This is a genomic window from Mycobacterium sp. WUMAC-067 (genome assembly GCF_020217485.1).
Lineage (GTDB): Bacteria > Actinomycetota > Actinomycetes > Mycobacteriales > Mycobacteriaceae > Mycobacterium.
This window is the reverse complement of record NZ_JAEKMI010000013.1, coordinates 1-24,261: the sequence shown is the minus strand read 5'-3', so window position 1 is coordinate 24,261 and position 24,261 is coordinate 1. Positions and strand designations below refer to the sequence as shown.

The 24,261-nt window shown below is 66.4% G+C and carries 20 protein-coding genes and 1 tRNA gene; 15 read left to right on the top strand and 6 right to left on the bottom strand.

Annotated features, from left to right (window positions below):
• Window positions 1-296: 296 nt before the first annotated feature.
• Window positions 297-1,310: a hypothetical protein gene (locus JF781_RS11490; RefSeq protein ID WP_225330239.1), complete on the bottom strand. Its 1,014-nt coding sequence runs from the start codon at window positions 1,308-1,310 to the stop codon at window positions 297-299.
• 883 nt (window positions 1,311-2,193) lie between these two features.
• On the opposite strand from JF781_RS11490, the gene JF781_RS11485 reads away from it, so the two are divergent.
• Window positions 2,194-3,276, top strand: a complete 1,083-nt coding sequence (locus tag JF781_RS11485; RefSeq protein WP_225330250.1) for a hypothetical protein — start codon at window positions 2,194-2,196, stop codon at window positions 3,274-3,276.
• Complete coding sequence (locus JF781_RS11480; protein ID WP_225330238.1) at window positions 3,260-4,111, top strand: hypothetical protein; 852 nt, start codon at window positions 3,260-3,262, stop codon at window positions 4,109-4,111. Before JF781_RS11485 ends, JF781_RS11480 begins: the two co-directional genes overlap by 17 nt.
• 312 nt (window positions 4,112-4,423) lie before the next feature.
• Here JF781_RS11480 and JF781_RS11475 read toward each other — a convergent pair.
• Window positions 4,424-4,509: transfer RNA gene (locus tag JF781_RS11475), tRNA-Leu, on the bottom strand.
• 111 nt (window positions 4,510-4,620) lie between these two features.
• Between JF781_RS11475 and JF781_RS11470 the strand changes: the two genes are divergently transcribed.
• Together JF781_RS11470 and JF781_RS11465 are read left to right on the top strand one after the other, a co-directional pair.
• Window positions 4,621-5,994, top strand: coding sequence for a M20/M25/M40 family metallo-hydrolase (locus JF781_RS11470; RefSeq protein ID WP_225330249.1), 1,374 nt, complete (start codon window positions 4,621-4,623; stop codon window positions 5,992-5,994).
• Window positions 5,995-6,030: 36 nt separating this feature from the next.
• Complete coding sequence (locus JF781_RS11465) at window positions 6,031-6,561, top strand: YbhB/YbcL family Raf kinase inhibitor-like protein (protein ID WP_225330237.1); 531 nt, start codon at window positions 6,031-6,033, stop codon at window positions 6,559-6,561.
• Between the two features lie 66 nt (window positions 6,562-6,627).
• On the opposite strand, the gene JF781_RS11460 is transcribed toward JF781_RS11465, so the two are convergent.
• Genes JF781_RS11460 through JF781_RS11450 form a run of 3 tightly spaced genes read right to left on the bottom strand, consistent with a single transcriptional unit; the run spans window position 6,628 to window position 9,058 of the window.
• Window positions 6,628-7,692: a quinone-dependent dihydroorotate dehydrogenase gene (locus tag JF781_RS11460; protein ID WP_225330248.1), complete on the bottom strand. Its 1,065-nt coding sequence runs from the start codon at window positions 7,690-7,692 to the stop codon at window positions 6,628-6,630.
• Window positions 7,693-7,724: 32 nt separating this feature from the next.
• Window positions 7,725-7,994, bottom strand: a complete 270-nt coding sequence (locus tag JF781_RS11455) for a DUF5703 family protein (RefSeq protein ID WP_225330236.1) — start codon at window positions 7,992-7,994, stop codon at window positions 7,725-7,727.
• A complete protein-coding gene (locus JF781_RS11450; RefSeq protein WP_225341167.1) occupies window positions 7,991-9,058 on the bottom strand; it encodes a YncE family protein in 1,068 nt (355 codons plus the stop codon). The genes JF781_RS11455 and JF781_RS11450 overlap by 4 nt, the downstream gene beginning before the upstream one ends.
• 109 nt (window positions 9,059-9,167) lie before the next feature.
• Between JF781_RS11450 and JF781_RS11445 the strand changes: the two genes are divergently transcribed.
• From JF781_RS11445 to JF781_RS11425, 5 genes are all read left to right on the top strand, one after another.
• Window positions 9,168-9,470 (top strand): hypothetical protein, encoded by a 303-nt coding sequence (locus tag JF781_RS11445; RefSeq protein WP_225330354.1) that lies wholly within the window; start codon window positions 9,168-9,170, stop codon window positions 9,468-9,470.
• 53 nt (window positions 9,471-9,523) lie between these two features.
• Entirely contained in the window at window positions 9,524-10,276 is a 753-nt protein-coding gene (locus JF781_RS11440) for a histidine phosphatase family protein (RefSeq protein WP_225330355.1), read from the top strand.
• Between the two features lie 61 nt (window positions 10,277-10,337).
• Complete coding sequence (locus tag JF781_RS11435) at window positions 10,338-10,925, top strand: DUF3090 domain-containing protein (RefSeq protein ID WP_225330356.1); 588 nt, start codon at window positions 10,338-10,340, stop codon at window positions 10,923-10,925.
• Window positions 10,909-11,724 (top strand): SCO1664 family protein, encoded by an 816-nt coding sequence (locus JF781_RS11430; RefSeq protein WP_255641715.1) that lies wholly within the window; start codon window positions 10,909-10,911, stop codon window positions 11,722-11,724. The genes JF781_RS11435 and JF781_RS11430 overlap by 17 nt, the downstream gene beginning before the upstream one ends.
• Window positions 11,725-11,866: 142 nt before the next feature.
• The gene (locus JF781_RS11425; RefSeq protein WP_225330364.1) at window positions 11,867-12,634 is read left to right on the top strand and encodes a 3'(2'),5'-bisphosphate nucleotidase CysQ; all 768 of its coding nucleotides are present in this window, start codon (window positions 11,867-11,869) and stop codon (window positions 12,632-12,634) included.
• Here JF781_RS11425 and JF781_RS11420 read toward each other — a convergent pair.
• Window positions 12,631-14,196: an aldehyde dehydrogenase family protein gene (locus tag JF781_RS11420; RefSeq protein WP_225330357.1), complete on the bottom strand. Its 1,566-nt coding sequence runs from the start codon at window positions 14,194-14,196 to the stop codon at window positions 12,631-12,633. The genes JF781_RS11425 and JF781_RS11420 overlap by 4 nt on opposite strands.
• Window positions 14,197-14,343: 147 nt before the next feature.
• On the opposite strand from JF781_RS11420, the gene mshC reads away from it, so the two are divergent.
• The 6 genes from mshC to JF781_RS11390 all read left to right on the top strand — a co-directional run.
• A complete protein-coding gene (gene mshC / locus JF781_RS11415; protein ID WP_225330358.1) occupies window positions 14,344-15,579 on the top strand; it encodes a cysteine--1-D-myo-inosityl 2-amino-2-deoxy-alpha-D-glucopyranoside ligase in 1,236 nt (411 codons plus the stop codon).
• 479 nt (window positions 15,580-16,058) lie between these two features.
• The gene (locus JF781_RS11410) at window positions 16,059-18,767 is read left to right on the top strand and encodes a LuxR family transcriptional regulator (RefSeq protein ID WP_225330359.1); all 2,709 of its coding nucleotides are present in this window, start codon (window positions 16,059-16,061) and stop codon (window positions 18,765-18,767) included.
• Between the two features lie 117 nt (window positions 18,768-18,884).
• Window positions 18,885-19,079 (top strand): hypothetical protein, encoded by a 195-nt coding sequence (locus JF781_RS11405; RefSeq protein WP_225330360.1) that lies wholly within the window; start codon window positions 18,885-18,887, stop codon window positions 19,077-19,079.
• A 155-nt stretch (window positions 19,080-19,234) separates the two neighbouring features.
• On the top strand, window positions 19,235-21,838 hold the full coding sequence (locus tag JF781_RS11400; protein WP_374109694.1) for a LuxR C-terminal-related transcriptional regulator: 2,604 nt from the start codon (window positions 19,235-19,237) through the stop codon (window positions 21,836-21,838).
• A 575-nt stretch (window positions 21,839-22,413) separates the two neighbouring features.
• On the top strand, window positions 22,414-22,647 hold the full coding sequence (locus JF781_RS11395) for an MbtH family protein (RefSeq protein WP_225330361.1): 234 nt from the start codon (window positions 22,414-22,416) through the stop codon (window positions 22,645-22,647).
• Between the two features lie 17 nt (window positions 22,648-22,664).
• Window positions 22,665-24,261, top strand: a 1,597-nt coding sequence (locus tag JF781_RS11390; RefSeq protein WP_225330362.1) for a condensation domain-containing protein, incomplete at its 3' end; no start/stop codon positions are given.

Sequence of the window (24,261 nt, the reverse complement as noted above, 5' to 3'; positions counted from 1 at the left end):
TGCATGCTCGGTGGATGGCCTGCGGTAGCGCAATACGGTTGCGCGGGAAGGTGTTTGGAGCCTGCGGATTAACTTGGGGTTAAGATCGCCGCGGTTGCATACGCTGGCCGCAGCAAGGGTGGGGGCTTGTGCCCGCCTATGACGCGACTTGCGGGCTTGCGATTAGGGCGGTGAACGCCGGCGGGAGCTATTGGTGTGGTTACCTCGTTGCACCGCGCATCAGCCGAATATTGCGAATGCATGCGCTCGAAGGCGGGCCATCGTGACTGCCCAGACCGATCGGGTTAGCAGGCTGATTATGGCTGGTCACCTATCAATCTCAGGCTCAAGCCGAGCACCAACCCCTGGAAGAAGTACAGAGCAAGCAATAGCAAGACCAACATCATGATTCCGGCGAAGAATGCCAGCACGACCTGTCCGGACATCACGCCTGTGGCAACCAACGGCTGTTTCTGGGCAAATAGCCGAAATTTCGTACGGTCATGGTCGACCATGCGGCCTCGGTTGTATGACTTCACAACCCCTGTCGCGAAGAGGAACAGCCCAATCCCTCCGCCGATAGTGGGCCAGGATAGGTGCCGCAGGGTGTCGTTCCGGAGCGCCGCCGAATACAGGAAAAGGAGGGTACCGGCACCGGTTCCCCCGCCGGAGTAGGCGAACATTTTCTTCCAGAAGATGAGCTGTGGTGTTGCTCTTGCTTTGAGAATCTTTCGGTGTCCCCCGGTAAGCGCATGGAACCATTTGCGCCGCACCACCGCCCGGTAAGTCTGGTACACGGTGAAAAGCTCCTCGACGCTCTGGGCGTCGTCGATGTCGTTTTTCGTCTGTGCGACAAGGAATTCCGCCTGCCGCTGTCCACTAAACGCCTTCCCCTTCAGGCTGTCAGGTGGCGGTTGCGTGATGGGTAGGTTCGCGCAGTAGAGCGCGACTGCAACTAGCCGCCTTTCGGTGTCTTCGGTTATGCGCCACGCTGGGCCGTGTTGGAGCGCGTCGAAGACTTCCCACCGTCGTTCGTTGGTCAGTCGCACCGGTCTGCCTATCAGAATCCGCACCCCGTCGCCAATGCCTCTGATCGGCCCGTCATCAGAGGAAATTCGGGAGAAGAACTTGCGGAAGCGTGGAATCGCTTTGACGTAATCCTCGACCGTCCCGCCGGTGATCTCGGCGAACCTCTCACGAAAAGCGTCGACAGCCAACGTTTGGTACTGAAATATCCCCGCTGAGAAACCCACCGAGACGATGGAGTATGTCAACCCGATGAAAATGGATCCACCCATGAGAAATAAGCCCCACGCTGCAAGTACGTTCACGATGTCAGCCTTTCCGGTTCGAACCGACGAGAGGGCGTGGCGGCGAGCTACGCCTTGGACGCAGTGTTACGCGCACCTCCGACACCCGGGACCGCGCGGCGACTGAGGCTTCAGTGCTAAGGACAAGTGTTGGGCCCGTCCAGGATGGCGATGAGCTGAGAAGACGGGGGACTCCGTCCCCGTGCCGCTACGCCGGTGATCACCAATGAAATTGGTCGCCGCACCGTCAATCCGACCGCAAGAACGATGTGTCCGAGGGGGACTTGTCCACCTGCGACACGGTGGGGTCTTCGAGTTGGTCGTTGACCAGTCAGCTTTCTGGCGGCCGGCGATTGGCTGCGGCTGCGCCGGCAAGGTCGGGCGTCTCGCCCGCGCCGGCCCGCGTCTGTCCCAGGGAAGACGAACCCGCTGAAATTTGGGGTGGGCGGTCTCGCGTACCGGAACTCGATCGCCAGTTCGCGATTCAACGCCTGTCGTGCGAACACCTTCACGATGTACACCAGCGCCCAGAACTCGCTCCCGTTGTGCAGCACGACCGCGTCGCCTGGTGCCGCGTCGATGATCCGGCTACTTGTATCGAACCGAGACATGTCCGTCAGCAATTCGTTCGCGCACTGTTGATGACCGCGACGTTGGCTATGTCGGACGGATCCGTGAGCACGTAGACCGTGCCCAATCCGTATTGCCGACAGCCAGCGTCACCTCGTTGGTTCCGCTCCCGATCTGGTAGTGGCCGCTGTTTTGGGAGTAGGCGAACTCAATATCTCCGCGAAATGCGGGACTGTGCCATCTGCCAGGCGCTCATCTTGCTGCTGTTGGACCCAGGCTCGGTGACCGTTGCCTCTGTGCTTTCCCTGTTTCGCAAAGTACCATGTTTCTCGTGATGCGAAATGCGATGATTGGAGAAACGGCTGTACGTAACGCAGCGGTCGAGACGCTGCGCTCGCGACTGCCGCCGTCCTGGAGGATCGGCATCGAACCGGACCGCGCCGTCGACTTCCGGATGACATTGACCACCGAGGACGGCGCCGCCGTCAGCTTCCTGGCCGAAGTAAAGCTGTCGACGAATCGCCGCTCGGTGCAGGACATCACAAGGCAGTTGCGCACCATGGCCGCCGCCTTCGGCGACGCTCCTCTGCTGTACGTCAGCGAGTACGTCAGCCCGCCGCTCCGGCGCGAACTGGACGAGGCCAACATCAGCTACCTGGATACGACCGGCTGGGTTAGTCTGACGGCCTCCAATCCGCCGGTGCTGATCCGCCTAGAGGGTGCGCCCAAACCGCCGCGGCCCCGAGAGTCGACGGCCACCGTCCGACTCACCGGCCCCGCTACGGCGCGCACCATCCGCACCCTCCTCGACCGACAACCACCGTTGGGGATCCGCGAACTTGCGGATCTATCGTCGAGCAGCGCTGCAGCGGTCTCCAAACTGATGCCAACGCTGGTCGATGCCGGCGCCATCGAGCGATCCGAGGACGGCACCATCACCCGCGTACGGAAACGCACCCTCCTCGATCGCTGGGTGACCGACTATAGCTTCACCAACGGCAATGGTGTCGTCCTGGACTACATCGCGCCACGCGGTGTCGCACGCACCCTCGACCGAATTCGGGGGCGCGACGACATAACCGCCACCGGGTCGGCTGCCGCCCGCGAGTATCTTCCCGCGGACATCACCTCGGTTGTTCCTCTGACCGTGCTCACGCTCTACGCCGATGACATCACCAGTGCCGCCAGCAGTTTCGGGCTGGTCCGCAGTGACCGTGCCACCAGCAACGTCATGATCACGACCCCGCGAGATCGCACATTGCTAACCAGTGTGGACATCACCGCGACGGGATTGCGCGTCGTACCCATCTCCCAGGTGCTCGCGGACCTGCTGACCCTTCCCAAAGGCCGCCTCGCCCAAGAGGCTGAGCAGCTCATCGACATATTGGCAAGGAGCGACGATGCCTGGAGAGAATGAATTCGTTCACGCACCGGAGTATGTCGCGGCGCGAGCTGTACTGCTCGACGCTCTTGACGCGCTCGATGGGCACCTGCCGACGATCATCGTCGTCGGCGCTCAAGCCGTGTATCTACATACTGGTGCTGGCGACTTTGTTGAACCGCCGATGACCACCGACGGCGACCTGGCCCTCAATGCGGAGTCGCTGAAGACTAGCCCTGAGATCACTGCCGCAATGGCAGCTGTGGGCTTCAACCAGGGTGCAAACCCTGGTCGATGGGTGGGCCGCGGCGAAGTGGCAGTCGACATCATGGTTGCGCCGTTTCAGTCCGGCCGCACTGCCAAAGGTGCACGCTCAGCGCGGCTGGTCGGGCACGAGAAGTGGGCTGCCAGACCCACAGCCGGTTTGGAACCCGCCCTCGTCGACCACGGCCCGCGTACCCTGCATGCGCTAGACCCCGACGATCATCGCTGTGTTGAGGTCAATGTGGCAGGACCGGCCGCACTCTTGGTCGCCAAGATCATCAAGTTCGAGGAACGGCTCAACGACATCAAGGCCGAGGGCAAGCGGGTCAAGCAAAAAGACGCGTTGGATATGCTGCGTCTGCTTCAAGCTGTCGACACCGATGATCTGACTGTCGGTTTTCGCCTGCATATCGCCGAATCACACGCGCGAGATGTCAGCATCCGCGCGTTGGGCTTTCTCGAAAAGGAAGGCACGTCAGCTACTTCGGTTCTGCCGCAGGCCGCCGCGGCGGTCGACGGCGGCAACCCCACCACAGCGCCCAGCTTCGCAGCTCTGGCGCAGGATCTCCTCGGTCGTGTTCGCGACGATTTGGGTGTCACGCTATGACCGTGAGTGCTGGGTGCCGCCAGCGGCGGCGGCGGTGCCATATCGTCTGATGCTCAGTCGATCAGTCCGCGCACCTCCAAGTCGCCCCTTCGTGCCTCATGGCTCACCGTCGAGACGCTGGGAGACCATGGATTGCTGAACTGCACAAATGAAACTGTGTAAGACACCGTTCCATCGCGCCGGAGGGCAGAATCAGGACATCAAGCGATGCCCAATCGACATCAGCGTGGGTGTGATCGCGGCTTCGCCGCTCAACACACTCCATCGCCTCAGGAATGAATGCGAGCCTTCATTCCATTCGGCTCAGTCGTGTGTCCGAGGGGGGACTTGAACCCCCACGCCCATTAGTAGGGCACTAGCACCTCAAGCTAGCGCGTCTGCCATTCCGCCACTCGGACAAGGCCAAACCAGCATGGGTTGGCAGCTAAGGCTATCGGATCGCCCGCCGCGAACCCAATCCAGCTCCTCGGGACGGCTCGGTGCTCGGCCCGAGCCGTCCGGCCGTGGCAATGGTAGGAAAGGGGGTTGTGACCATTCACAGCGGGGCGACCGAGCAGCCGACCATCCCGAGCGACGACGTGGTCGAGGTGGTCAGCAAGCTGATCCGGTTCGACACCACCAACACCGGCGAACCGGAGACGACGAAGGGCGAGGCCGAGTGCGCCCACTGGGTCGCCGAGCAGCTCGCCGAGGTCGGCTATACGCCGCAGTACCTCGAATCCGGCGCCCCGAGCCGAGGCAACGTCTTCGCCCGCCTGCCCGGTGCCGACTCGTCGCGGGGCGCGCTGCTGATCCATGGGCATCTCGACGTGGTGCCGGCCGAGCCGACCGAGTGGAGCGTGCACCCGTTCTCCGGCGCGGTCAAAGACGGCTTCGTCTGGGGCCGCGGCGCGATCGACATGAAGGACATGGTCGGCATGATGATCGTGGTGGCCCGGCAGTTAAAGCGGGCCGGCATCGTGCCCCCGCGCGACCTGGTCTTCGCGTTCATCGCCGACGAAGAGCACGGCGGGACCTACGGGGCGCAGTGGCTGGTCGACAACCGGCCGGATCTGTTCGACGGCGTCACCGAGGCGATCGGCGAGGTGGGCGGGTTCTCGCTGACCGTGCCCCGCCGCGACGGGGGCGAACGTCGGCTCTACCTGATCGAGACCGCCGAGAAGGGGCTGTCGTGGATGCGGCTCACCGCCCGCGGCCCGGCCGGCCACGGATCGATGGTGCACGACCAGAACGCCGTCACCGCCGTCGCCGAGGCCGTCGCCCGGCTGGGCCGCCACCAGTTTCCCCTGGTCCTGACCGACACCGTCGCGCAGTTCCTCGCGGCCGTCAGCGAGGAAACCGGTCTGACGTTCGATACCGACTCGGGCGACCTGCGGGGAGCGGTCGAAAAGCTGGGCCCGATGGCCCGCATGCTCAAGGCCGTCCTGCACGACACCGCGAACCCCACGATGCTCAAGGCCGGGTACAAGGCCAACGTCGTCCCGGCGATCGCCGAGGCGGTGGTGGACTGCCGCATCCTTCCCGGCCGCAAGGAGGCCTTCGAGGCCGAGATCGACGAGCTCCTCGGGCCCGACGTGACCCGCGAGTGGATCAAGGACTTCTCGTCCTATGAGACCAGCTTCGACGGTGACCTGGTCGACGCGATGAACGACGCCGTGCTGGCGCTCGACCCGGACGCACGCACCGTGCCGTATATGCTCTCCGGTGGTACCGACGCGAAATCCTTCGCGCGCTTGGGTATTCGCTGTTTCGGCTTCAGCCCGCTGCGGTTGCCGCCGGATCTGGATTTCACCGCGCTGTTCCACGGCGTCGATGAACGGGTACCCATCGACGCGTTGCGGTTCGGCACCGATGTGCTGACCCACTTCCTGACCCACTGCTAGTTGACGAACGCAAGCCGATCATTCGAGAGGACTGCCATGAGCACCGCGCCCGACCCGTACGCATCGCTGCCGAAGCTGCCGACGTTCACGTTGACCTCGCAGTCGGTCACCGACGGCCAGCCGCTGGCCAAGCCCCAGGTCAGCGGGATCATGGGCGCCGGCGGTGAAGACGTCAGCCCCCAGCTGAGCTGGTCGGGATTCCCGGACGAGACCCGCAGCTTCGCCGTCACCGTCTATGACCCCGACGCGCCGACGGCCTCCGGGTTCTGGCACTGGGCGGTGGCCAACCTGCCCGCCGACGTCACCGAGCTGGCCGAGGGCGCCGGCGACGGCAGCAACCTGCCCGGTGACGCGCTGACGCTGGTCAACGACGCCGGGCTGCGCCGCTACCTCGGCGCCGCGCCGCCGGCCGGGCATGGCCCGCACCGCTACTACATCGCCGTGCACGCCGTGGACACCGACAAACTGGATCTGCCCGAGGACGCCAGCCCCGCCTTCCTGGGGTTCAACCTGTTCCAGCACGCCATCGCCCGGGCGGTCATCCACGCCACCTACGAACAGTCCTAACGGCGAGACTGTAACCACCGACGGGTGCACTCGGGAAATGCGTCGGTGGTTACAGTCTCGCGGGGCTCAACCCCGCGCCGCCGAGCCGACCGCGTCAGCAAGCGAGGCGAACCCGCCGTCGTGCAGCCGCCGGGCGATGCCGTCGTGAATCTGCTTGGCCCACAAGCCTCCTCCGTAGATGAAGCCGGTGTAGCCCTGCAGCAGCGAGGCGCCCGCGGTGATCCGCTCCCAGGCGTCGTCGGCGTTCTCGATGCCGCCCACGCCGATCAACACCAGGCGATCGCCGACCCGGCGGTATAGCCGGCGCAGCACCTCGACCGCGCGGCGCGCCACCGGCGGCCCGGAGATGCCGCCGGCGCCCAGCGCCTCGACCCCCGGGGTTTTCAGGCCGTCGCGCGACACCGTGGTGTTGGTGGCGACGATGCCGGCCAGGCCCAGCTCGACCGCCAGGTCCGCGATCTCGTCCACGTCGGAATCGGAGAGGTCCGGCGCGATCTTCACCAGCACCGGTGTGGTCGTCTCCGCGAGGACGGCCGACAGGATGGGTCGCAGCGACTCGACCGCCTGCAGATCACGCAGCCCGGGGGTGTTCGGCGAGCTGACGTTGACCACCAAGTAAGAGGCCAGCGGGCCCACCAGCCGGGCGCTCGCCCGGTAGTCGTCGACGGCCCGATCGGCCGGCGTTGCCTTCGTCTTGCCGATGTTGACCCCGATCGGCACCTCCGGCCGCTGGCGCGCGAGCCGCATCGCCAGCGCGCCGGCACCGAGGTTGTTGAAACCCATCCGGTTGAGCAGCGCCCGGTCGGCGGGCAGCCGGAACATGCGGGGGGCCGGGTTGCCGGGCTGCGGGTGGGCGGTGACGGTGCCGACCTCGGCATGCCCGAAACCCAGCGCGCCCCAGGTGAGCACGCCCAGGCCGTCCTTGTCGAAGCCGGCCGCCAGGCCAAGCGGCCCCGGGAAACGCACCCCGAACACGGTGCTGGCCAGCGCCGGATCGGTCGGGGCCAGCAGCCGGCGCAGGGCCCGGCGCGTCCAGGCGACGGCCGTGACTCCGCGCAGCAGGGCGAAAACCAGCGTGTGGATGCGTTCGGGCGGGATCACGAAAAACAACCCTCGCAGCAGGCCGTACAGTCGGCGGCTGCCCTCGCGTGGCCGGTCGGGTGTCACAGTTCCGGCTGGTCGGGCCGTCGCCCGTCGTAGCCGGCGCCGTCTAGACGAGACTTCTTGCGGCGCAACAGCACTCGTCTGCTGCCGTCGGTGTAGAGCCGTACCCTTGTCAACTCCCAGCCGCGGTATTCGGCCTCGATGGACAATCGGGTCGACGCGCTGACCCGGGTCACGTCCGGGGGCAGCCGCAGCGGCGCCCATTCGTATTCGTCGGACATCTCGGTGTCCCAGCCCGCGGGCAGGCGGCTGTGCCGCGCCGCGGTCAACGCGTACCCGCCGCGTGGTCGATGACCTGAACTCCCGCACCGGATCCCGACACCACGTACAAAGTGTCTGACGCTTCGTCGAAGGCCAGTGAGTTGGGTTGCTGCACGGTCGGGTAACGCACCTTTTCGACGGGAATTCCGGTGGACAGGTCGTAACCAATGACGATATTGGAAAGGGTCGCCGAAACCCAGGCTAACGCGCGGGAACCGGCCAGGCCGTAGGGCGCCTGCGGAACCGGGTAGGTCTGCCGCAGAATCAGCGGGTCCACGCCGTACACCAGCAGCTGGCCGCCGCGGGTGTCGGCGACCAGCACCCGGCCCAGCGCGTCGGCGGCCATCGTGGTGGCACCCCTGCCGGCCCGCAGGGCCTGCTGGACGTGACCGTCGGCGTCGATCGTTGTCACCGACGTCTGCCCGCGGTCCAGCACCACCGTCGTATTGCCTTGTGTGGCAAGCCAATCGACGCGCGCGAAGATCTTATTGCGGTTGGCGACGCTCGCGCTGGTCACCGCGGCCGGCGTGGGGGAGGCCAGGGTGTAGACGGCGCCGTCGGCGCTGCCCAACACCAGCTTGCCGTCGGCGCGCTGGGCCACCGCGGTGAACTCGGTCTGGGCGGCCTCGGTGACGCTCACCTGCGTCGTGCGGCCGGTGGACAGGTCGACCGCGAAGTAGCCGCCACGCGCGGCCAGGTAGACGGTTCCGTGGCCGTCATCGGTCACCGCGGTGGCCGGGCCCGGTAGGTCGACGACGCGCGGTGGCGCCTGCGGGTCGCCGAACACGGTGATGCTGCCCGGCGCTGCCGGGTCGGAGCCCGGCGCCAGGACGGCCAGCTGACGGGTGCCGGTATCGAGCACCGCCGCCGCGGCGTGGCCGGCCAGCGGGCGCACCGCGCCGGCCGGCGGCTGCGACACCGGCGGCGACACGGCCGCCAGCGCGGGTTCGATGGTCCGCGGCGCGCCGGCAAGCGGATTCGACGAACAACCGACCGTCGCACCCAGCAAAACCGCAAGGCTCAACAAACCGCTTTGAGCTGTAAGCTTGCGGCGCTCTGGTCGTGACAGCAATTGCTTCCCTCGTGGTGCGGCGGTGGAACACAAATTCTAAGGAACGCGGTCGCGCCCCGCCGGGCCATGCTGCCCGCCTCCCGCCGTACCGGCGAGGTATCGTCGGCTCATGGCCGTCACCGCTGACCGTCATATGACGCAGAAAGAGTTTGCTGTCGAAGACATGTCGACAGGTATTTTCGCTAGCGGATACGGACAAGTCGGTGATGGGCGAAGTTTCTCGTTCCACATCGAGAATCGATCGCTGGTCGTCGAGGTTTACCGGCCGCGCCTGGCCGGGCCCGTTCCGCAGGCTGACGAGGTGGTCGCCACCGCGGTCCGCGGCCTCGTCGATATCGACCTCACCGACGAACGCAGCCTGAGCGCGGCGGTGCGCGACTCGGTGGCGCACGCGGAGCCGGTTTCGCGCTAGTGGTGATCGCAAGCGCGGCGTAGGAGTCCCACACGGGTAGCGTCGTGGTCGACATGACCGTCATTTTGTTGCGACACGGCCGATCCAGTTCGAACACCGCGGGCATTCTCGCCGGTCGTTCGGAGGGCGTCGACCTCGACGACAAGGGCCGCGAACAAGCCGCCGGGCTGATCGACCGGATCGGTGATCTGCCGATTCGGGAATTGATCACCTCGCCGCTGTTGCGCTGCCGTCGCACCCTCGAGCCGCTGGCCGACGCGCTGTGTCTCACGCCGCTCGTCGAAGACCGGCTCGCCGAAGTCGACTACGGAGAATGGACCGGCCGCAAGATCGGCGAGCTGGTGAGCGAGCCGTTGTGGAAGGTCGTTCAGGCCCATCCCAGCGCGGCGGTCTTTCCCGGCGGCGAGGGCCTGGCGCAGGTGCAGGCGCGCGCGGTGGCCGCCGTCCGCGAGCACGACCGCCGGCTGGCTGCGGCACACGGTGGCGACGCGCTGTGGGTCGCGTGCACTCACGGTGATGTCATCAAAGCGGTCATCGCCGACGCCTACGGCGTACACCTGGACGGGTTCCAGCGCGTCACCGCCGACCCGGCGTCGGTGAGCGTGATCCGCTACACCGAACTGCGCCCGTTTGTGTTGCACGTCAACCACACCGGCGCGCGGCTGTCCGCCGCGCTGCGGGCCGGGCCGCCGCCGAAGGAAGAGGCGAAGCCGGAAACGGACGGGCAGTCCAACGGCGAGCCGCAGGCACCACCGGCCGCCGGGCTGCCGTCCAGCGACGCCGTGGTCGGTGGTTCGACGGATTAATTCGGCCGCCACCACTATCGGATCGCACGGCGACGGCAACAGCCGGTATTTTGGAGGTGCCATGTCCCGCGCAATTCACGTCTTCCGCACCCCCGACCGCTTCGTGGCCGGGACCGTTGGCCAGCCCGGAAACCGCACGTTCTACATCCAGGCGGTGCACGACGCCCGAGTGGTGTCGGTGATTTTGGAGAAGCAGCAGGTGGCGGTGCTCTCCGAGCGCATCGGGGCGCTGCTGCTCGAGGTGAACCGCAGGTTCGGCACGCCCGTCCCGCCGGAGCCCGCCGAGATCGAGGACCTCGATCCGCTGGTCACGCCCGTGGACGCCGAGTTCCGGGTCGGGACCATGGGCCTGGGCTGGGATTCGGAGGCCCAGACCGTGGTGGTCGAGCTGCTCGCCGTCACCGACGCCGAGTTCGACGCGTCGGTGGTGCTCGACGACACCGAGGAGGGTCCCGACGCGGTGCGGGTGTTCTTGACACCGGAGTCGGCGCGGCAGTTCGCCACCCGCTCCAACCGTGTGATCTCGGCGGGGCGTCCGCCGTGCCCGCTGTGTGACGAACCGTTGGACCCGGAGGGGCATATCTGCGCACGCGCCAACGGCTATCGGCGCAATGCGCTGCTCGGGTCTGACGATGACCCCGAGATATGACGACCATGAGGTGTTGCGCAACGGCGAGCTGACGGTCATCGGACGGATCCGCTCGGCCAGCAACGCCACCTTCCTGTGCGAATCGACGCTCGACGAGCGCGCGGTGCATTGCGTCTACAAGCCGGTCGCCGGCGAGGCGCCGCTGTGGGACTTTCCGGACGGGACGTTGGCCGGCCGCGAGCGGAGCGCGTACCTGGTGTCGGCGCAACTGGGCTGGAACATCGTGCCCTACACGATCATTCGCCACGGGCCGGCGGGCCCGGGCATGTTGCAGCAGTGGGTGCAGCAGCCCGGCGACACGGTGGACACCGAGCCGCGGCCGGGCCCGGATCTGGTCGACCTGTTTCCCGCCGGCAAGGCCCAGCCCGGCTACCTGCCGGTGCTGCGCGCCCACGACTACGCCGGCGACGAGGTCGTGTTGATGCACGCCGATGACATTCGCCTGTGGCGCATGGCGGTGTTCGACGTGCTGGTCAACAACGCCGACCGCAAGGGCGGCCACGTCCTGCGCGACCTCGACGGCCACATCTTCGGGGTCGACCACGGCGTGTGCCTGCACGTGGAGGACAAGCTGCGCACCGTGCTGTGGGGGTGGGCCGGCAAGCCGATCGACGGCCAAACGTGCAAGGCCGTCGCCGGGCTGGCCGAGGCCCTCACCGGCTCGTTCGGCGACGAACTGGCCGAGCACATCACTTCCGCGGAGATCGCCGCGCTGCGGATGCGTGCGCACGCGCTGCTGGACAATCCGGTGATGCCGGGACCCAATCGGCATCGCCCGATTCCGTGGCCGGCTTTCTAGCGGTGATCGCCATCGCGTTTAGCGGCGATCGCAAGCGCGGCGCGGCCGGGCGCGGCGGGTCGCCGCCATCGCGTGAAGGCCGCGGCATGGTGTCGGCGATACTGAACCGGTGAGCGATGCCCCCGGCGACCAGTCGGACGAGATGACCGATGCCGCGCTGGCCGCCGATCTCGCCGCCGAAGCGGGGGAGTTGTTGCTCAAGGTCCGCGACGAAGTCGGGTTCGGCTATCCCTGGGCGCTGGGCGACGCGGGTGACAGCCTGGCGAACGAACTGATCCTGCGGCGGCTGCGGGTCGAGCGGCCCGGCGACGCGGTGCTCAGCGAGGAGGCCTACGACGACCTGTCCCGGCTCCAGCACGACCGGGTGTGGATCATCGACCCGCTGGACGGCACCCGCGAGTTCTCCACGCCGGGCCGCGACGACTGGGCGGTCCACATCGCGTTGTGGCAGCGGCCCAGCGACGGCCAGCGCGAGATCACCGACGCTGCGGTGTCGTTGCCCGCCCGCGGCAACATCGTCTACCGCAGCGACACCGTGACGGCCGGCGCCGCGCGCGTCGGCGTCACCGACACCATCCGCATCGCCGTCAGCGCCACGCGGCCCCCGGCGGTCCTGCACCGGATGCGGCAGACGTTGCCCATCCAGCCGGTCGCGATCGGCTCGGCGGGCGCCAAGGCGATGGCCATCATCGACGGCGACGTCGACGCCTACGTGCACGCCGGCGGCCAGTGGGAGTGGGACTCGGCCGCCCCCGCCGGGGTGGTGATGGCCGCCGGGATGCACGCCTCGCGGCTCGACGGATCACCGATGCGCTACAACCAGCTCGACCCCTACCTGCCCGACTTCGTCATGTGCCGCGCCGAGCTGGCGCCGATCCTGCTGGGCGCCATCCGCGACGCGTGGCGCTAGGGAGCCCGACGGCCCAGCCGGCGTCGCCAATCTTTGGCCGACAGCATGCGGACAACGTTTTCCACGACGGCGCCCTTCTTGCGGCTGTAGGGGTACCAGAGCAGTTCCTTCTTCATCGCGACCCGGTCGGCGACGATGGCCTTCTGGCGGCAGTACTTGCGGATGCCGTCGGCGCCGCCGGAGCGCGAGCCGATCCCCGATTCCTTCCATCCGACCATCGGCAGACCGAACTGCAGGAGGCTGGTGACGACGTTGTTGATGTTGACGCTGCCGGTATTCATCTGCCGCGCAACGGCCATCGCCTTGTCTTTGTCGCGCGTCCACACGCTGCCGGACAACCCCAGATTGGAGTCGTTGGCCCTCGCGATGGCCTCCTCGACGTCGCGGACCTTCATGACCGGCAGGGTGGGGCCGAAGGTCTCCTCCCGCATGCAGGCCATGTCGTGGTTCACGTCGACCAGCACGGTCGGCTCGTAGAACAGGCCGCCGCTGCCACCGTCGCTCGCCTTACCGCCCACGAGCACGTTGGCGCCCTTGCTCACGGCGTCGTCGACGTGGCGGGACACGATCTCGAGCTGCTGCTCGGTGGTCATCGATCCCACCTCGCAGGAGTAGTCGTGTCCGGCGTCCATGCCGCTGCGCAGCGCAGATGTCTTGGCTACCAACTTCTTTACGAACTCGTCGTAGACCGGCTCCTCGACGTAGACCCGTTCCACCGAGATGCACACCTGTCCGGTGTAAACGAATCCGCCCCACACCGCGCCGTCGACGGCGCGGTCGATGTCGGCGTCGGCGCACACGATCATCGCGTCCTTGCCCCCGAGTTCCAGGCTGCAGGGGATCAGCCGCTCGGCCGCCGCGACGGCGATGCGCCGACCGGTGTTGACCGAACCGGTGAACATCACGTAGTCGACCGAATTGACCAGTGCGGCACCGGTTTCGGCGTAACCGAACACGACGTCCAGCACATTGGGCGCGCCGATCTGCTTCCAGCCCTCGACCGCGACCCGCCAGGCGAGCGGGGTGAACTCCGAGGGTTTGGACAGCACGGCGCACCCGGCCATCAGCGCGGCCGGAACGTCGAGCAGCGGCACCGACAGCGGCCCGTTCCACGGGGTGATGACGCCGACGAGCTGATAGGGCTCGTAGGCCAGGGTCAGCTTCTTGCCCGCGTTGGCGGCACCGTAGGGGCGCACCGCCTGATCGGCGAGAAATTCGGCGGCGTTGTCGATCCAATAGTTGATGATCTGCACCGCGGAGATCTCCACGCCGGTGTCGCCCCAGGACTTGCCCGTTTCGAGTTGCAGCGGTGTCAGCAGGTCATCGCGGTGATCGAGCATCCAGTCCCGCCACTTGCCCAGCCACCGTGCCCGGCCCCGGACCCCCATTTGCTGCCACATCGGCTGGGCCGTCCGCAACCGGGCGGCCAGGGCCTCGACCTCGCCGGGTGCGGCCACCGGGACGTGACCGACGACCTGTCGCGTCGCCGGGCAGGTGACCACGATTTCTTGGTGTGTGGCCGCGGCCGCGGTGCCGGTGCGGTCAGTTGTATGAGTCGACATCGCAACCACCTCGCTCGTCGACGTTGAGCGAATTTGCTCGATACCGGATTTAGCAAACCACAAAACGCCCGGAGGGGATATAGCTTCGGGGGCCGGAGTGACCGGGCAGTTCGGGGGCTCAACGTCGGCGCGCTTAGGCTGATTGCCATGCAGTCGTGGTCTTCCCCACAGGTTCCCGCGTTGGCGGGACGCGGCCCGGAGCTTCGGCTGTACGACACGTCCGACCGGCAGGTGCGTCCCGTGGCGGCCGGTTCGACCGCCACGATGTATGTCTGCGGCATCACCCCGTACGACGCGACCCATCTGGGCCACGCCGCAACGTATCTGGCGTTCGATCTGATCAACCGGCAATGGCTGGACCTCGGCCACGACGTCCACTACGTGCAAAACGTCACCGACGTCGACGATCCGCTGCTGGAGCGCGCCGAGCGCGACGGCATCGACTGGCGGGACCTGGCCGCGCGGGAGGTGTCGCTGTTCCGTGAGGACATGGCGGCGCTGCGCATGCTGGCGCCCCGCGACTACGTCGGGGCCACCGAGGCGATCGCCGAGGTCGTCGAACTGGTCGAGAAGATGCTGGCGTCCGGGGCGGCGTACGTGGTCGAGGGCGAATACCCGGACATCTACTACCGCGCCGACGCCACGCCCCAGTTCGGCTACGAGTCGGGCTATGACCGGGAAACCATGCTGCGCCTGTTCTCCGAGCGCGGCGGCGACCCGCAGCGGCCCGGCAAGACGGATCAGCTCGACGCCCTGCTGTGGCGGGCCGCGCGGCCCGGCGAGCCCAGCTGGCCCTCACCGTTCGGCGACGGCCGGCCCGGCTGGCATGTCGAGTGCGCGGCGATCGCCCTCAGCCGCATCGGCAGCGGTCTGGACATCCAGGGCGGGGGCAGTGACCTGATCTTCCCGCATCACGAATTCACCGCCGCGCACGCCGAATGTGTCCGCGGCGAAAGGCGATTCGCGCGTCACTACGTGCACGCCGGCATGATCGGCTGGGACGGGCACAAGATGTCCAAGAGCCGCGGCAACCTGGTGCTGGTGTCGCAACTGCGCGCACGAGGCGTCGAACCCGCGGCGATCCGGCTGGGGCTGCTGGCCGGGCACTATCGCGGCGATCGCTATTGGAGCGAGCAGGTGCTCGACGCGGCCATCGCCCGCCTGCAGCGCTGGCGCGCCGCGACCGCGCTTCCGGCCGGCCCGGACGCCGGCGACGTGATCGCGCGGGTGCGCCAATATTTGGCCGACGACCTCGATACCCCCAAAGCGCTTGCCGCGCTTGATGGTTGGACTACCGATGCGCTGGAATACGGTGGCCACGACACCGAGGCGCCACGCTTGGTGGCGACCGCGATCGACGCGCTCCTGGGCGTCGCCCTGTAACCGCAGCGACGGTGGGGACTGGCGCGAGCAGCAGTGCCCACCGTCGTTTCCGTCGGCCTTCCCGGCTAACCCATACCATGAAAGTATTGTTTGCTGAGCGGCCTGCCCGGACCGCGGCCGAGGTTCTATAAAACAGCTGTATAACCAGCACATTAATTTACACCTACGTCGAATTACGTGGGGTCAAAAGCTTTTGCTGGGAGCTGGAATGTCAGGTATATTTTCGAGTAATTGCTGGGCCATAGAAGGAGTGAGGTCCGGTGCGTACCAGAAGCGTGGCGGCGTGGCTGTTGGTGGGCAGACGGCTGCGTCGACCGCGGGGTGGCGATCCCGATCGGCCACAACCGCGTCGTGTGGCTGCTACAGCTCGGGCCGGTCGTCGGCTCGTCTGCGATCCACGACGCAATTCCCGGGGTAGGTGTCAGGCGTTGCGAAATGTCATGGCGCCGACGCCCCCTCAACAAAGCTAGGGGTTTCCGATGCGGGGGGAAACCGATTCGGCGTGGCCGATAGTGGCGCGCGACAAGGAGCTCCGGCGGTCCCTGGCGGCGCTCAGTAACGGGGAATATCAGGGCGTGGCGCTGGTCGGCGATAGCGGCGTGGGCAAGTCGACGCTGGCGCGCATGCTGGCCAAGACGGTCGAGTCGGCGGGCCGCACGGTGCGCTACGCGTTGGGCACTCAAACGGGCTGCGCTGTGCCGCTGGGCGCGTTCTCGCGCGTGGTGAGCCTTGGAGCGGTGAACGAACCGGCCGTCATGCTGGCCGCTGTGCACAACACCCTGGGCCAAGACAAGAACCTGGTGGTGGTGGTCGACGACGCGCAGCTGCTCGACCCGCTGTCGGCGACCCTGATCAACCAGCTCGCGGCCGGCCATAGCGCGAGGTTGATCGTGACGATCCGGTCGGGCGAGCCGGTGCTGGATGCGGTCACTGCGTTGTTGAAAGAGCGCCTGCTGTTGACAGTTCACGTCGACCCGTTCACCCGCGAGCAGACCGAGGTGCTGGCCGGCGCGGTGCTGGGCAGTCCGGTCGCCTCGCGATTGGTTGACGAGTTGTTCGACCGCAGCGCAGGAAACCCGTTGCTACTGCGCGGCTTTCTGACCGCGGGGCGCGAAAGCGGGACCTTGGTTCGCACGGCGGAGGGATGGCAACTTCAGGGTCCGTTGCGCGCAGATCGCGAACTTCGAGACGTTCTGGAGTTCCAGCTGCAATCGCTGACCCCGGAGGAGCTGGAGGTGGTAGAGATCTTGGCCACCAGTGAGCTGCTGGGGTGGGAGATCCTGCGTGACATCTGCGATGCCGAAGCGGTGGCAAATCTCGAGCGCCGTGGTCTGATCCAGTTGGTCGCCGACGGATCACACACTTTGGCGCAGCTGAATAACCCGATGCTTGGCGAAGCGGCGACCCAGCACGCCGGGATGGTGCGCGCCCGGCAACTCAACGGCAAATTGGCGCGAGCTATTCAAAAACATCAGCGGGCAGGGGGCCGGCTGGTGAGGTTGCCCGGCCCGCAGGGCCGAATTCGGCTGGCCCAGTTCATGATGCGAAGCGACTTGCGGCCTGACCTCGATGCGGTCATCAGCGCGGCGGTGGACGCATTGGCGATGTCGAATCTGGTCCTGGGCGAGGAGTTGGCGAGGTTCGCGGTCGATCGTGGCGGTGGCCTGCCGGCCGCCTTGGTGCTTGCCGAGGCGGTGAGTTGGCAGGGGCGCGGCGAGGAGGCCGATGCCGTGCTGGTCGACGCCGAACCCGACGGCGGCGACGAATGGCTGATCGCGCAGTGGGGCTGCCTGCGCGCTGCCAACTTGTACTGGGGCTGCGGAGACGTCGAGGCGGCCACCGAAGCACTCGATGATGTGAAAAAGCGTGTGGCAGCCGAGGCGGGCGTCCGGCTGATCGACGCGCTCGAACTGGCCATGGGCTACTTCCGCGGCGACGTTGAGACGACGCTTGAGTTGGGGCCGAGCCTGTGCGAGTCCGATGAACTGCCGATAGCGTCCGTGTGGGCGGTTTTCCCGACATGCGGTGCTTTGGCAGCGGCCGGGCGGTTTTCCGAGGTTCGCCGCATCGCAGACCTCGGGGTGCGTGCAGCCGAGCTGTGCGGATTGGGCCCGCATCGATTCAACATCGGCCTCACCGAGGTCATGGCCGCGACGGCTGCCGGTGACTATGCGGCGGCCGAGCGGATCTACCAGCGTTATGCCGCAATGGCCGCGGGTCTTCCTGCCGCGGAGGCCATGGTGGACGTGATGCTGGGATGCGTGCAGATTGCCCGCGGTGAGCTGGCGTCGGCGTGCGCTGCGTTCACGAGCGCGATTGCGGTGTTCGCCCAGGGCTTTCCGTCGCCGTGGTTGATTGTGGTGGCCGCCCTGCACGCCCAGGCCGAAGGGGCGCGGGGGGACGGCGCGGCGGCCGCGGCAGCGTTGCGGCGAGCGGAGAAAACCTACGGACCGCATGTCGCGGTGTTCTTGCCCGAACTCGAGCTCGCCCGGGCCTGGGAGCGGGCAGCCTCCGGTGACACGACGGCCGCCCAAGGACACGCGACGCACGCGGCACAGATCGCGCGCGCGGCCGGGATGCATGCGGTCGAGATGCGGGCACGCCATGCCGCCGTGCGCTTCGGCGATCGTTCGCAGGCCACGCGTCTGGAGCAACTTGCTCGTATTCTCCGCACCGCGCTGGCCGAGGCGGTCGCCGTGCATGCCCGCGGTCTGGCGCGACACGACGGCGCTGTGCTCGATGCCGTCGCAGGACAGTTCGCCGATCTGGGCGGATTGGCCTTTGCCGCGGACGCGTGGGCGCAGGCGGCCAGCGAGCACACCCGCCGAGGCGATCGCAGCAAGCAATTTGAGTCGTCGACCCGGGCACACGCGTTAGCCAGCCATTGCGGCTCGCGCACACCGGCGGTCGAGAGCGCGGCGCGCCCACTGCCCTTCAGTGGACGTGAGCGCCAGATCGTCATGCTGGTCGCGGCCGGTTTGTCCAACCGGCAGATCGCGGACCAGTTGGTCATCTCGGTGCGCACGGTGGAGGGACACCTCTATCGGCTTTTCGCCAAACTCGGGATCAACACTCGCGAGCAGCTCATCTGCCTGACCCGCAGGGAGCCTCCCGTCCCGAGCGAGTTATCACGTCGCATCGACGAGTCGCTGGGTTACGAAAGCCACGATCACCCTCGGACCGGCTGAGCTTTCATCGGCGACCTATGGAGTTCACGGGGCCGCCACTCTAACTCCGCGGGCACACCACTCGACTTGCGAGCGGATTCCGACGATGCCTGCTTGAGCGGCCATACGCTCCCGCACATGATTCGCAGTCGCAAGCGCACGGTCGCGATCGTCAACGACGAGGCCGACCCTCCCGGACCTGCAGAGACGATCCCGCCGGGGGAGTCGCTGATCGTCGAGGGCCGACACGCATCGGGCCGCTCGGGCACGACCTCGATCGCGTGTGACCCCTTAAGGCTTTATCTGGCGGCCGCGAATTCGGGGTTCATGTAGCGGCAGCGCGCTCAGGGCGTCTCGTCCGGCGCGTCACTGGCTCGCGGCCGCCGGTACGCGACCCAGCAACATTCTGGTCGCCGTGTCGGCGGCTTGGTGGGAGTGGGGAGACAGATCATTTGACACAGAGGGTCAATGGGTCGACATGGCCCATTGTGGGGCGCGATGTGGAGTTGCGGCGATCGCTGGCGGCGCTGAACAACGGCGAGTTCCACGGGGTGGCGCTGGTCGGCGACAGCGGTATGGGTAAGTCGACACTGGCGCGCATGCTCGCGAAGGCGGTGGAATCGGCGGGGCGAACGGTGCGATTTGCGCTGGGCACCCAAACGGGTTCGGCCGTGCCCCTGGGCGCCTTTTCTCGCGCGGTGAGCCTAGGGGTGGGCCACGAGCCGGCGATCATGCTGGCCGCCGCGCATCAGACCCTGAGTCAGGACAAGAACCTGGTGGTGGTAGTCGACGAGGCCCAGTTGCTGGATCCGTTGTCGGCCACCTTGGTCAATCAGCTTGCGGCCGGAAGCAGTACGCGGTTGATCGTGACGATCCGGTCCGGTGAGCCGGTGCTGGACGCGCTGACCGTGTTGTTGAAGGAGCGCCTGTTGTTGACCGTTCACGTCGACCCGTTCACCCACGAGCAGACCGAGCTGTTGGCGGGCACAGTCCTGGGGGGTCCGGTCAATCCGCGATTGGTTGACGAGTTGTACGAGTGCAGCGCGGGAAATCCGTTGCTACTGCGGGGCTTTCTGACCGCGGCCCGCGAAAGTGGGACCTTGGTTCAAACCGAGCAGGGCTGGCAACTTCAGGGTCCGCTGCGCGCGGATCGCGAACTTCACGACGCTTTGGAGTTCCGGTTGCAATCGCTGACTCCAGAGGAGTTGGAGGTGGTGGAGATCTTGGCCACCGCCGAGGTGCTGGAGTGCGAGATCCTGCGTGACGTCTGCGATGCCGACGCGATGGCACACCTCGAGCGTCGTGGCCTGATCCAGTTGGTCGTCGACGGATCCCACACCCTGGCGCAACTCAATCACCCCATGCTCGGTGAAGCGGCGACCCGCCATGCAGGGATAGTGCGTTCGCGGCAACTCAATGGAATCTTGGCGAAAACTCTTCGAAGGCACCTACGGGCAAGCGGGCGGCGCTCACATTTCTCCGATCCGCGCGGCCGAATCCGGTTGGCCCAGTTCATGATGCGAAGCGACCTGGAGCCCGACCTCGACGTGGCAATCAACGCGGCGGCCAGTGCCCTGGCGATGTCGAATGTGGTGCTGGGTGAGGAACTGGCCAAGTTCGCGGTCGATCGCGGTGGTGGTCTGCCGGCCGCTCTGGTGCTTGCCGAGGCGGTGAGTTGGCAGGGGCGCGGGGAGGAGGCCGAGTCAATCCTTCTGGGCGTCGACCTCAGTGACGCCGACGACTGGCTGATCGCGCGATGGGGCTGTCTGCGCGCCGCCAACTTGGCGTGGGGTTGCGGTGACGCCGAAATCGCGACACGCGTACTAGCCGAGGTGAAACCGCGTCTCGTGACCGAGGGCGCCCTCCAGCTGATCACCGCGCTGGAGATGTCGATCGGGTTCTTCCGCGGCGACGTCGAGACGACGCTCGAGCTCGGGCCCCGTCTGTGCGAGGCCGACGTAGCGCCGATCGCGACCGTGTGGGCGGCCGTCGCGACATGCGGCGCCCTGCTGGCGGCCGGGCGCTTTTCCGAAGTCAGCCGCATTGCCGCCGCCGGCGTCCGCGCGACGGCACTCTGCCGGGCGGGTGCACAGCGGTTCGCCATCGGATTGGCTGAGGTCATGGTGGCGACCGCCGCCGGTGACTATCCGGCGGCCGACCGAATCCAGAGGCGTTACGCCGCGCTGGCAACCGGTCTTCCCGCGGCGGAGGCCATGGTTGACGCGATGCTCGGGCTCCTGCAGGTAACCCGCGGCGAGCTGCCGTCGGCGTGCACCACACTTGCCCGGTCTATTTCCCTGCTGTCCCAGGGCTTTCCGTCGCCGTGGTTGCTCGTGGTGGCTGCCCTGCTGACGCAGGCCGAGGGGGCGCGGGGCGACGGCGCGGCGGCCGCCGCGGCGTTGCGGCGCGCGGAGGAAACGTATGGACCCCACGTTGCAGTCTTCTTGCCCGAACTCGAGCTGGCCCGGGCCTGGGAGCGGGCAGCTGCCGGTGACACGGCGGCCGCCCGTGCGCATGCGATGCAGGCGGCGGAAGTCGCGGGGGCGGCCAAGATGTACGTGGCGGAGATGCGGGCGCGCCATGCCGCCGTGCGCTTCGGGGACGGTTCGCAGGCCAAGCGAGTGGAGGAGCTCGCCCGAATGTTGAACTCGCCATCGGCTCAGGCGGTCGCCGACCATGCCCGCGGTCTGGCGGACCACGACGGCGATGTGCTGGATGTCGCCGCACACAAATTCGCCGATCTCGGCGCATTGGCTTTTGCCGCCGATGCGTCGGCCCAAGCGGCCACCGAGCACGCCCGCCGAGGGGAGCGGCGCAAGGAGGTCGAATCGTCGAGCTGGGCGCACGTTTTGGCCGGCCAGTGCGGAGTGCGTACTCCGGCGCTCGAGGCCGCGGCGCGCCCCCTTCCGTTCAGTGGCCGTGAACGTCAGATCGTGCTGCTGGTCGCTGCCGGACTGTCTAACCGTCAGATCGCCGACCGGCTGGTCATTTCGGTGCGCACGGTGGAGGGGCACCTCTACCGTCTGTTCACCAAACTCGGCGTCAACCACCGCGACGAACTCATCCGTCTGATCAGCCGAGATGCGTCGTGAAGCAACAGGTTGTCGGTGAGGCTGCCAGCAGGCAGCCTCACCACCGTGGTTCGTCCACCACCCGGTAGCCGCGACCAATTGAACAACGAAAACTCCTCCTGCGCAGGCGAATAGCGAGGTGTGGCTGTGTCATGCGCGCGTGTCACCAGCTCGTCCCGATGCCCATCTGGCACAGACCGGGACATAAGACGAGGTCAGCGCGCCGCGCGAGTGTTCGGCACGAACCCGCACCGTCGTCTCGGGAGGTACCAGGGTTGCCTAGTCGGAGCCAAAGCCGACGGCGTCACGAAAATCGCTGTCACAGAATGTAATCCGTGCGAATGCGCCAATTTTCGGTTGCGTAATTTTCTGTATACGACACAGCCACCACTCTGTCGGCTTGCGCCTACCACTCGATGTGCGGGCTCCGACTACGCTACCGACTTGATAAGCCTGACAACAGGATTGAAACCCACGACGCTCTGGATCATGCACTCCGTCGAGACCGGTTCCGTGGCAAGCCCCTGAGCGCCCGGTCGGAAACAGTTAGTGCACCGAACTGTTCGGCTCATGCCACAACGAAATTTGGAGGACCGGTGAGTATCAATCCGTTCGACGACGACACTGGCAGCTTTTTCGTCTTGATCAACGACGAAGAACAGCACAGCCTATGGCCGGCATTCGCCGAGGTACCAGCCGGCTGGGAGATGGTTTACGGCGAAGCGGATCGCGCCGCGTGCCTCGAGTACATCGAACAGAACTGGCCCGATATCCGGCCGAAGACTCTACGCAGCAGGCTGGCGGCACAGCGCCAGGCTTCCGGCACGTAAACCGCAAAGGCAATCCGATGACGATCGATGACCGGGCGCTGCCGCTTGGGCGCGAACAACTGACGGAACCTGATGGTGGGCCATTCCCGCTGACGCGCGGGCAACTGGATATATGGCTTGCGCAGGAAACGGATCGCCGCGGTGCGAGGTGGCAGCTGGGCTACCTTCTGCGAATCGCGGGCACCATAGACCCTTGGTTGCTCGAGCACACGATCCGTCAAGTGGTGCGCGAGGCCGAACCGCTTAGAGCCGCCTTTTTCCAGGTGGATGCCCAGGTTTTTCAAACGACGGTTGATTACCCAGATGTTGAGCTTGCTCGCTATGAGCTCATGGGCTCGCAGGATCCTGTCCAGGAAGCCTATCGGCTGGCATCCTCGATTCAGGGCGCGGTAATGCCGTTCAGTGGGCCCCTGTTCAAATTTGCGTTGATGCAGACGCGGCCAGATGAATTTTATCTCTACGTATGCTGCCACCATATAGTGGCCGACGGAATCGGCCTCGCTCTTGTCTGCCATCGGATCGGAGATGTCTACAATGCCATGGCTTCGGGCGCGCCGATTCCCCCCGCTTTTTTTGGGTCGCTAAGTGATCTCATTGCGTGCGAAGCAGAATACGAAGCGTCCACCGATTATCTCGATGATCAGGCCTACTGGACCAAGAACCTGCCGGCCGAAAGCGAACCGAGCTATCAGTTGGCGTCCGCCGCGGACGGACGTGATCCCTATGAACCATCTGCACCGGTGGAATTGGATCCTGTTGCCGTCGCCGGGATCCGAGAGTTGTCGCAGGCGTTGGGGGTGCGTCGCTCGTCGGTGATCGCTGCGGCATGCGCGCTGCTGGTGGGCGGGTGCGGCGTCGAGAGTTCGGACGTGGTGTTCGATTTTCCGGTAAGCAGGCGGGTGCGTCCGGAGACACAGACGGTGCCCGGAATGATTACCGGGTTCGTCCCACTGGCGCTGAAAGCCTCGCCGGGGTCCACGGTTGCCAGTTTTTGTGAACATGTCGACACGCGACTGCGAGAAGCGCTGGACCATCAGCGGTTCCCGGTCCACCTTATTGACTACAAGCGGCCCCGCGGCTCCGCCCAGGGCTCGAATCGCGTAATTCTCAATTTCATTCCGACCACAAATCTGGCGAATATTGCCGGTGCTACGATTTCGGGCACCCTGACCCATACGAATCTCGTCGATCAATGTGGGCTGGACTTTTTCAGCGACCATGATCGGCTGTTTCTCGGCCTGCAGCCGGGCGCGAAGACGAGTGGGTTCGGGGGCGCCGGGCAATGGCTTTCTCATTGTGACGTCCGCGATTTGACCGGCCGGTTGGAGCGGGTGTTGGTGGCGATGGCGGCCGATCCCGCCGGGCGGTTGTCGTCGCTGGATGTGCTCGGTGAGGGTGAGTGTGTCCGGTTGGGTGAGATCGGTAACCGGGCGGTGCTGACCGAGTCGGCGATCGCGCCGGTGTCGATTCCCGAGTTGTTCGCCGTCCACGTGACGCGCGCGCCGGATGCTGTGGCGTTGGTGGGCGAGGGTCTGTCGGTGACTTATCGGGAGTTGGATGAGGTATCGAATCGGTTGGCGCATGTGTTGGTGGGCCGGGGAGCGTGCCCGGGAC